Genomic DNA, 9,619 nt, shown 5'->3' with positions numbered 1-9,619 from the left:
CGAACCCGACGACGTGACGCTCGACACCGACCGTCAGGCCGCGTGGCACGACCTCGCCGACGTTCTCGGCGCGAAGTACGCCCCGCACGTGCTGTTCGCCCTCGACGCCGGCGACAGACGGTTCTCCGCGCTCCGCCGAGAACTGGGCGTGACGTCGTCGACTCTCTCGCGTCGCCTCGACGCCCTGTCGTGTCGGGGCCTCGTCTCGCGACGGGTCGAGGCGACGTCCCCGCCGACGACGTGGTACGCGCTCACCGACGCGGGGCGTGCGGTCGCCGCGGCGCTGTCGACCATCGACGACCGAGCGCGCGTCGTCCCCTGTGACGGCGGTACCTGCGCACACCTCTCGCCGCCCGTCGGTCCGGACTGCTGCGACTGAGCGTTCAGCCGAAGTACTCGCCGTGGAAGCCGAGCGGGAGCGCGTGCGGGAGCCACGCGCGCCCGACCTCCTCGAACGTCTCGCCGTCCAGGAGCAGGAGGAACGACCGCTCGGCGTCGCGGTCGAGCACGACCGAGCAGACGACACCGTCCGCCTCCCCGTCGCGCTCCCGCCGTGCCGTCTCACGCGGCACGAACACCGGTTCGCCGGCGAAACAGCCCCGCTCGCTCCACACTCGCTCCGCTGCCCGTTCGACGTCGACCCTCGCCAGCCCCGTGAACTCCCCCTCTCCGGTCCGCTGGGCGTACGCGTAGCGGTACGGGCGGCGGCGAACCGTCGGCGACGTCCGGGGAAGCGCGACGTTCGACGCGAGCGTCCGGTCGCTCACCCGTCCACCGTCGACGGGAATCCGGACGCGTCTGAGCGCCCCGGTGGCCTCCCGGACACCCCGCTCGACCCGGTCGAACGAGAGCCCCTCGACGACCGACGCGTCGGGGAAGCTCACGAGGTCGAGCACCACGCTCTCGCCGTCGTCGAACGCGTTCACCGTGTGGAAGAAGAAGAACGGCGAGGCGTCGACGCTCGACACCGAGCCGTCGTCACGGTCGACGAGGTGGACGCGCGTCGGTCGCTCGGGGTGCCACGCGAAGGCATCGACGAACGAGTCGATGCCGGGGCGGAGGAACCGGCGCGGGTCCGCGGTGAACGGCACCTCCGGGAGGACGACGTACCGGTCGGTGAGGCCGACGCTGTGGACGTACGCGGGTTCGCCGACCTGCAGTCGGGCGAGTTCGATTCGCTCTCGCGCCCCGTCCGGAAGCCGATAGACGTGGTACGACGACGTCCGCCCGAACCGGACGGTCAGTCCGACCGACTCGCCCCGCTCGCCGTCGTGTTCGACGTGGGCCGCCGTCCACTGCCCCGGGACCTCGTCGTCGAACTGCCGCGTCCCGAACGTGAGCAGCGTCTCGGGGTCGAAGACGACCATCCGGGGGGTCTCGGTGAGCGCGACCGTTCGACCGCCGAGTCGCGCCACGGTGACGTTCGCGTTGTCAGTCGCCGTCGGGACGAGGAGTGACTCGAGTCGCCGCCGGAGCGACGTCGGTCCCGTCCCGAACTCCGTCGCGTCGACGTCCCCGTTCGTCCGCGAGCGGTACGCCTCCGTCCGCAGGAACCGGTTCGTGTAGCGGACCGCACCGTCGTCGAACCCGAACCGACGGAGCATGGCGAGGCCGTCGAACCAGTGGTTCACCCGACCCTCGGCCGTCTCGAAGTGCGCCGGGCCGTTGCGGACGAGTGCCCCGTCGAGCCAGTCCGGGACCGTCCCCTCGACGGGGAGCGGTCTGTCACGCACCTCCTCGGTGAGCGTTCGAAACCACGGATGCACACCGGAGGGCCGTCCCGGTGAGAGAAAGCGTTACTGGCCGCTGGTGTCGCCGTTGGGGCTCGTCGAGGCCGACGACGTCGCCCCGGACGCGCCGAGTCCCGACTCCGTCTCCCCCTCGCCGCCGAACTCCCGGGAGAGGAGGTCCGTCGTCTCGTCCTCCTTCCACTCGCCCAGTTCTTTCGGGTCGACGTGGACGAAGACGTCGTCGACCTGCGGGAGCGACCGGATGGACTCGATGACCTCCGTCTCGATGTCGTGCGCTTCGAGGAGCGTCATGTCGCCTTCCACTTCGATGTGGAGGCTGACGTCGATTTCGGGACCGACGTAGTGGGCGACGACGTCGTGGGCGCCCCGCACGTCGGGATGGTCGAAGGCCCGGCGGAGGATTTCGATGCGGAGCGCCTCGGGCGGAGCGGCACCCACGAGGTAGTTGACGTTGTCGCGGACGATTTCGTACCCCGTGTACAGGATGCCGAGGGAGACGACGCCCGCCGCGACGGGGTCGAGCATCGGCACGCCCATCGAGGCCCCGACGACGCCGACGAACGCCGCGCCCGCGGTGAGGATGTCGTTCCGGTTGTCGAGCGCCGTCGCCTCTAGCGCCGGGGAGTGGTACGACTCACTCTTCCGGAGGCAGTAGCGGTAGAGGCCGAACTTCACGACGGCGCTCGCGCCGAGGACGGCGAGGCCGAGCGACCCTGCGAGGCCGCCGTAGTCGCCCGACAGCACCGACGACGCGGCCTGCCACAGGACGGCGAAGCCGGCGGCGAAGACACCGAGCGCGATGACGAGTGAGACGAACGGTTCGATGCGCTCGTGGCCGTGCGGATGCTCGAAGTCCGGCGGCTGGGTCGTGAGGTACAGTCCCGCGACGATGACGACGCTGTAGACGACGTCCGCGAGGCTGTTGACGGCCTCGGACCCGACCGCGAGGCTACCCGTGAGGTACCAGACGCCGCCCTTGGCGACCACGAGCGCGACGTTCACCACGAGGATGACTACCCCGACCCGCCGTACCGCGTCCGACCGGTCCATCGACCGTGGTTGGACCGAGAGGGTCAAAGACGCTTCGCCCGACGACGACGCTGTGCGGTGGTGTCAGTCGAGCCTGAGCCGAACCGCGCCGCTGTCGGCCACCGTCGCGCCCGGTTGTGCGGCGAACGCCTCGTGGACGCGCTCGTAGGTGTCCTCGATGGCCTCGACGATGACCGACGTGTCCGAGACGACGGGCATGAAGTTCGTGTCGCCGGTCCACCGCGGCACGACGTGGGTGTGGAGGTGGTCCTCGATTGACCCGCCAGCGGGGCCGCCGAGGTTCAACCCCGCGTTGAACGCGTCGGGGGACAGCGCCGTCTCCAGCGCGTCGAACGTCCGCGCCTTCAGTCGGGCGTGGTCGAGCAGTTCGGCGTCGGACAGCGCGCCGTACTCCCCGGTGTGGTGGTACGGGATGACCATCACGTGGCCCGGGTTGTACGGGTAGTTGTTGAGGAGGACGAACGCGTGTTCCGAGCGGGCCACGACGTTCGTCTCCGCGTCCTCGCCCCGGTCCGGGAGCGCACAGAACGGACACTCGTCGCCGTCGTCCCCGTCCCGTTCGACCCACTCGATGCGCCACGGTGCGAAGAGCTGGTCCATACGCCCGGGAGCGGGGGAGGTCGTTTAGTCCTGTCCGTCCGGGCCGACTGTCACCCCTGGCTGAATCAGCGAGAGAGATGTATGATTTATCCAGAGAGTATGAAGTAAATTAATGGTTGATGAATCCTTAGGGGGCTTCGATGGCTACGCGACCATCAGACACAGACGGCATGACCGAACCCTGCGAGGAGTGTGAGCGGGAAACGCTCCACCAGGTGCAGGTCGAGCTTCGGACGGAGAGTTCGAAGCCGGAGAACGCGGAGTACTCGCGCGAGCCGTATCGCGTGTCCACCTGCTTCGAGTGTGGGACCACCTCCGCACAGCGGATGAACGACGCCTAACTGGGGCAGGCGTTCTCACTTTCTTTCGGACGCACCACGGTCCGCCAGCGTCGAGCTACGCGGTCGTTATCTCACAGCCGTCCTCGGTGACGATGACCGTGTGCTCGGCCTGACTCACCATTCGGCCGTCCTCCTCTTTGAGGACGGGGTAGCCGTGGAGGACGCCCTGTCGCGACAGCCGCGAGATGGCCATCTCCGCGCGCGGTACGTCGACCCACCGTGCCGCGAACGGGAGCGTCCGATAGTGTTCGGTGACGTGTTCGAGCACCTCGCGGGCCTGTCGGTTGCGGACCGACCGCTCGTGCTCGAGGCTGTATATCTCCTCTTTCGACCCCTCGCTCACCTTCCCGCGCCCGTCGGTGGCGAACGGTTCGACGGCGACGACGTCACCCACCTTGAGTTCGACGCCCCGCTCGGTCCCCCGGTTCGGGATGTTCGGGCCGGTGTGGGCGTCGTACTGTTGGACGCCGTGGCCCGAGAGGTTCAACACGGGCGTGAAGCCGTAGCCGCGGATGACGTCCTCGATTGCCTGCCCCACGACGCCCGTCTCCACGCCCGGGCCGATTTCGTCGAGCGCCGCGTCGAGCGCCTGCTCCGCGGCCTCGGTCAACTGGTCCTCGCCCGCGAGGTCGACCGTGACGGCCGCGTCGGCGATGTAGCCGTCGACGTGGACGCCGATGTCGAGACAGACGAGGTCCTCGCCGAACTCGGTGTCGTCGTCGCGGGCGGGCGTCGAGTGCGATGCCTCCTCGTCCACCGAGATGTTCACCGGGAAGGCACAGCCGTCGGCGAGGTCGGCGATGCGCGACTCGGCGTGCTCGGCCACCTCGAGGTGGGTCGCCCCCGGTTCGACCAGTTCGCGCGTCTCGTCCATCACCGTCTTCAACACCCGTCCCGCCTCGCGGTACTTCTCGACGGTCTCGTCGTCGAGGGGTCCGATACTCATGGCCTCCGGTTTGAGGGAGGGAAGGAAAGAGGTTGCGGGGCTGGGCGCGCCGACCGGTCGGCGTCCCGAGAGACGCACAGTCGACGCCCCCGGCCCCGACTGCGTGCCGTCCTGCACGCGACCGAACACCGCCCACACCCGCCACGCAGGGGGCACGCGACGGTCCCGGACGGGTCACCCGTGCCGCTCGTCGGTCCGTCCACGGAGGCGCTCGCGCACACCATACGTAGACCGAGACGGCGTGAGAATCGCTCCACGCCCTGGGGGCCGTCACCGTGGCATCGTTTGACTATATAGTTAACTTAGCAATGCTTTAGATGGTTTCCGCATAGGTGTCTCACACGCACCCCCTCTATGACTCCCCCACAGTTCAACCACAGCGTCGAGGCGCAACACCAGCGAATCGACGCGAGCGAGTGGGACGACATCTACGTCGTCGGTGACGTCCACGGCTGTCTCCGCGAACTGGAGACGCTCGTCGACCGTATCGGCCCCTCCGACGACGACCTGTTCGTCTTCGTCGGTGACCTCGTCCGCAAGGGACCCGACAGCAAGGGCGTCGTCGACTTCGTCCGCGCCCACGACAACATGGTGACCATCCGCGGCAACAATGAGGAGAAACTGCTCCGCGGGACGAAGGAACTGCCCGAACTCACCCACGAGGATCTCGCGTGGATTCGCTCGCTGCCCGTCGCCATCTCCTTCGAGGACGCGCTCGTCGTCCACGGCGGCGTCGACCCGCGCAAGCCGTTCGACGAGCACGACGTCGACGACTTCCTGGAGATGCGGTCGCTCTCCAGCGGGTACGAGCGGCCCTTCTGGTGGGAGAAACACGACGGTCCGCAGACGGTGTTCTTCGGCCACACACCCATCGCCGACCCCGTCCTCCGCAACCACGCCGTCGGGCTCGACACCGGCTGTGTCTACGGCGGGTCGCTGACGGCGTACAGCTGGTACGACGAGACGGTCTTCGAGCTGGAGACCGACCGGACCGTCCAGCACCGCCCCGCGTCGAAGTTCGTCACGCCGCGGGTGCCCGTCGCCCCGTGAACTCAAGTCCGACGACGGCGTAGAGAGGACGATGTCACAGGAGGAACTGTCCGACGCCGCGGTGTCGTCGGGCGACGCGGACGACCCGGAGGCGGCCCACGACTCCGACTCCGGTCCCGACGTCGCCGTCGACGTCTTCCCCGACACGTCGCTCGACGTCGACCCCGAGGCGGTCGACCTCGACGACCCCGCCCTCTATCTCAACCGCGAACTCTCCGAACTCGCCTTCCAGCGGCGCGTCCTCTACGAGGCCCTCGACGAGCGCAACCCCCTCCTGGAGCGCGCGAAGTTCCTCGCCATCGTCACTCGCAACATGGACGAGTTCTTCATGAAGCGGGTCGGCGGCCTGAAACAGCAGATGGACGCCGGCGTGACGGAACTGACGCCCGACGGTCGGAGGCCCGAGGAACAGTGGGAGGTCGTCTTAGAGGAGTCGCGCGCGCTCCTCGCGCGACAGGCACACTGCTACGACGCGGTGCGGGCGGCGCTGGCCGCCGAGGGCGTCCACCTCGTCGACTGGGACGACCTCTCGTCGGGCGAGCAGGCCGACCTCGCCGACTACTTCGAGCAGAACGTCCTCCCGACGCTGACGCCGTTGACGTTCGACCCCGCCCACCCGTTCCCGTTCATCTCGAACCTCTCGCTCTCGCTCGCGGTGCTCACGAGCGACGGCTCCGACGTGAAGTTCTCCCGGGTGAAGATTCCCCGGAACCGCCCGCGCCTCGTCGACGTCGGCGACGGCACCCGGTACGTCCGCCTCGAACACGTCATCGAGGCGAACCTCGACCGCCTCTTCCCCAACGTGGAGGTGCTCGACGCCTCGCTCTTCCGGGTGACCCGTAACGCCGAGGTGCGGCGGAACGAGGAGGTCGCCGAGGGGCTCATCGGCGTAATCGAGGACGTGCTCCGCCAGCGGCGGTTCGCGACGGTGGTCCGCCTGGAGGTGTCCGCCGACACGCCCGACCGGGTCCGCGAACTCCTCGTCGAGCAACTCGGCGTCTCCGAACGCGAGGTGTTCACGCTCGACGGCCTGCTCGACTACACCGTCCTGTTCTCGCTCACGGAACTGGACCGTCCCGAGCTGAAACTGGACCCCTGGTCGCCGCAGGTCCACCCGCGGTTCGCAGGTGTCGACCCCGACGACCCCGACGAACTGTTCGCCGAGATCAGCCGGAAGGACGTGCTCGTCCACCACCCGTACCACTCCTTCTCCACCACCGTCCAGTCGTTCCTCGACGCCGCCGCCTCGGACCCGGACGTCCTCGCCATCAAGGCGGCCATCTACCGCACCGCGTCGGACTCGAAGGTCATCGAGAGCCTCATCGAGGCGGCGAAGAACGGCAAACAGGTCGCCGTGATGGTCGAACTCAAAGCCCGGTTCGACGAGGAGAACAACCTCCGGTGGGTCAAACGGCTCGAAGAGGAGGGCATCCACGTCGCCTACGGGACCATCGGTCTCAAGACGCACTCGAAGACGGCGCTCGTCGTGCGCGAGGAGGACGACGGCGTGCAGTTGTACTCGCACGTCGCGACGGGGAACTACCACTCCGAGACGGCCAAGACCTACACCGACCTCGGCCTCCTGACGTCGGACCGCGACGTCGGCCAGGACCTGGTGAAACTGTTCAACTTCTTCACCGGCCACTCGCTGCACGAGTCGTACCGGAAACTGCTGGTCGCGCCGGAGAACATGCGCCGGGAGTTCACCCGCCTCGTCCGCCGCGAGGCCGACCACGCCCGCCAGGGGAAGGACGCGGAAATCGTCGTGAAGATGAACTCCCTGGAAGACCCCGAGATGGTTGAAGAGCTCTACCGTGCGTCGATGGCCGGCGTCGACATCGACCTCGTCGTGCGTGGCATCTGTCGCCTCCGCCCGGGCATCGAGGGCGTGAGCGAGACGGTCGACGTCTTCTCCGTCGTGGGACGGTTCCTCGAACACTCGCGGGTCTTCTACTTCTACAACGACGGCGACCCCGAGTACTACATCGGGAGTGCGGACTGGATGACGCGCAACCTCGACCGCCGCGTCGAGGCCGTCACCCCCGTCGAGGACCCCGACCTCCGCGCGGAACTGCAGTTCGTCCTCGACGCCGCGCGCGAGGACAACCGCAAGCGGTGGGTCATGGACGCCAACGGGCGCTACGAGCAGGTCCGGCCGGGCGCGGACGACCCGGTGCGTAGCAGCCACCAGCGACTCATGGAGCGGGCGCGGGCGGCAGTTCCCGCCGAGGACCCCGCGACCGTCTTCCAGTCGAACGCCGACGCCGGCCGCGAGTCGAGCGTCGACTTCTCGGACGTGTTCACCGACGACCGCTGAGCCGACTGTAGACCGCGTGCGGGTCACATCAGCGGCGGGACCGCGTGCCGGCGCGCACAACCGCATCGCTGTGGCGGTCGGCGCGTGAGAGCTGAGCGAACGCGAGCGAACACGCGAGGGCCGCGGCCGAGTTCCGTCTCGGCCGCACCGGTTGGGGAGGGAGAGGCTGTGGTCCACCGCGTCCGGGTGTCGCACGGTCCGCTCGTTCCCCCCGACCACGTGGTCAGTGAGAGTGATACGCCGATTCGACCCGAGGCTGCCGAGCGACGCGTCGCGTCGTCGTCAGCGGTCGACTTCGCCCATGATGGTGTCGAGGCTGCCGAGCGACGCGATCATGTCCGCCACGTACTCGCCCTCTGCCATCTCCGGGAGCGCCTGCAGGTTCGAGAACGACGGCCCACGGATCTTGAAACGCGCGGGTTTGTCCGTCCCGTCCGCGCGCATGTAGATGCCGAGTTCGCCTTTCGCGCCCTCGACGGCCCGATAGATTTCGGTGTCGTCGTCGGGCCGAATCGTCCGCGGTACGTTCGCCTGAATCTCCCGTTCGGACTCCGGCCAGTCCTCGAGGAGGTCGACGCACTGTTCGACGATCTTCGCCGACTCCTCTATCTCGCGTAGACGGACTAGCAGGCGCGAGAAGTTGTCACAGCCGTCCTCGGTGACGACGTCCCAGTCCAGCCGGTCGTAGTAGCCGTAGGGGTCGTCGCGGCGGAGGTCGTAGTCGACGCCCGACCCACGAGCCACGGGGCCGGTGACTCCGTACGATTTGGCGACTTCCGGCGGGAGGACGCCGACGTCGACGGTCCGAAGCTGGATGATCTCGTTCGCCGTCAGGAGGTCGTGGTACTCCGAGAGCGACGTGACGAGGTGGTCTGTGAGGTCCCGAACCTCCTCGAAGAACGTCTCGCGGGGTTCGGGGAGGTCCCAGACCACTCCCCCTAACCGAAAGTAGTTGAACATCAGCCGCTGACCCGTGAGGTCTTCGAGTATCGACTGGACCCTCTCGCGGTCACGGATGGCGTACATGAACGTGGCCGTGAACTCGCCGACGACGTCCAGCGCGTAGGTCCCGACGGCGAGCAGGTGTGCGAGGATCCGCGAGAGTTCCGCGCTCATCGTCCGGACGACCTGAGCGTACTCGGGCACCTCGACGTCAGCCATCTCCTCGGCTACTCGCGCGTACGCCCACTCGTTGAGCAGGCCCGCGCCGCTCCAGTCCCAGCGGTCGGGGTACGGCATGATCTGGTAGCGGTAGGTCCCCTGCTGGCACATCTGCTCCTCACAGCGGTGGATGTAGCCGAGGTCCGGTTCGAGGTCGACCACCTGCTCGCCACTGAGCGTCGCCTCGACGTGGAGGACGCCGTGGGTCGCCGGGTGGTGCGGACCGACGTTGATGAGCATCGTCTCGCCGTCCTCGCTCTCTGCGTCGGCCTCGATGGGGTTCCGGTTCTCGACGTACGGGACGATCTGTGGGCGGTCCTGGTCGTAGTCGAGGCCGAGCGGATGGCCCTGCCAGGTCTCGGGCAGGAGGATGCGACGCAGGTCGGGGTGGCCCTCGTACTCG

9 protein-coding genes are annotated in these 9,619 nt (G+C 68.2%); 4 read left to right on the top strand and 5 right to left on the bottom strand.

Going from position 1 to position 9,619, the window contains the following annotated elements:
• The coding region (locus tag ACESK5_RS08525; RefSeq protein WP_372911133.1) for a winged helix-turn-helix transcriptional regulator at positions 1-379 on the top strand (379 nt) is incomplete at its 5' end.
• A 4-nt stretch (positions 380-383) separates the two neighbouring features.
• Here ACESK5_RS08525 and ACESK5_RS08520 read toward each other — a convergent pair.
• The 3 genes from ACESK5_RS08520 to ACESK5_RS08510 form a co-directional block, all read right to left on the bottom strand.
• Positions 384-1,766 (bottom strand): carotenoid oxygenase family protein, encoded by a 1,383-nt coding sequence (locus tag ACESK5_RS08520; RefSeq protein WP_372911132.1) that lies wholly within the window; start codon positions 1,764-1,766, stop codon positions 384-386.
• 30 nt (positions 1,767-1,796) lie between these two features.
• Complete coding sequence (locus ACESK5_RS08515; protein WP_372911131.1) at positions 1,797-2,801, bottom strand: cation diffusion facilitator family transporter; 1,005 nt, start codon at positions 2,799-2,801, stop codon at positions 1,797-1,799.
• Between the two features lie 63 nt (positions 2,802-2,864).
• Positions 2,865-3,401, bottom strand: coding sequence for an HIT domain-containing protein (locus ACESK5_RS08510; RefSeq protein ID WP_372911130.1), 537 nt, complete (start codon positions 3,399-3,401; stop codon positions 2,865-2,867).
• A gap of 140 nt (positions 3,402-3,541) precedes the next feature.
• Here ACESK5_RS08510 and ACESK5_RS08505 point away from each other — a divergent pair, with 140 nt between their 5' ends.
• Positions 3,542-3,742 carry a hypothetical protein gene (locus ACESK5_RS08505; RefSeq protein ID WP_372911129.1) on the top strand — a complete coding sequence of 67 codons (201 nt, stop codon included), beginning with the start codon at positions 3,542-3,544 and terminating at the stop codon, positions 3,740-3,742.
• Positions 3,743-3,797: 55 nt separating this feature from the next.
• On the opposite strand, the gene map is transcribed toward ACESK5_RS08505, so the two are convergent.
• The gene (gene map, locus ACESK5_RS08500) at positions 3,798-4,688 is read right to left on the bottom strand and encodes a type II methionyl aminopeptidase (RefSeq protein WP_372911128.1); all 891 of its coding nucleotides are present in this window, start codon (positions 4,686-4,688) and stop codon (positions 3,798-3,800) included.
• A gap of 354 nt (positions 4,689-5,042) precedes the next feature.
• On the opposite strand from map, the gene ACESK5_RS08495 reads away from it, so the two are divergent.
• On the top strand, positions 5,043-5,738 hold the full coding sequence (locus tag ACESK5_RS08495; RefSeq protein ID WP_372911127.1) for a metallophosphoesterase family protein: 696 nt from the start codon (positions 5,043-5,045) through the stop codon (positions 5,736-5,738).
• A 31-nt stretch (positions 5,739-5,769) separates the two neighbouring features.
• Positions 5,770-8,055, top strand: a complete 2,286-nt coding sequence (ppk1, locus tag ACESK5_RS08490) for a polyphosphate kinase 1 (protein WP_372911126.1) — start codon at positions 5,770-5,772, stop codon at positions 8,053-8,055.
• 282 nt (positions 8,056-8,337) lie between these two features.
• Here the strand turns inward: ppk1 and ACESK5_RS08485 are convergent.
• A partial coding sequence (locus ACESK5_RS08485) for an NADH-quinone oxidoreductase subunit D (RefSeq protein WP_372911125.1) occupies positions 8,338-9,619 on the bottom strand: 1,282 nt, incomplete at its 5' end.

Origin of the sequence: Salinigranum sp. (assembly GCF_041641895.1) — an archaeon.
Classification (GTDB): Archaea; Halobacteriota; Halobacteria; order Halobacteriales; family Haloferacaceae; genus Salinigranum.
This window is presented reverse-complemented; position numbering and strand designations above follow the sequence as displayed.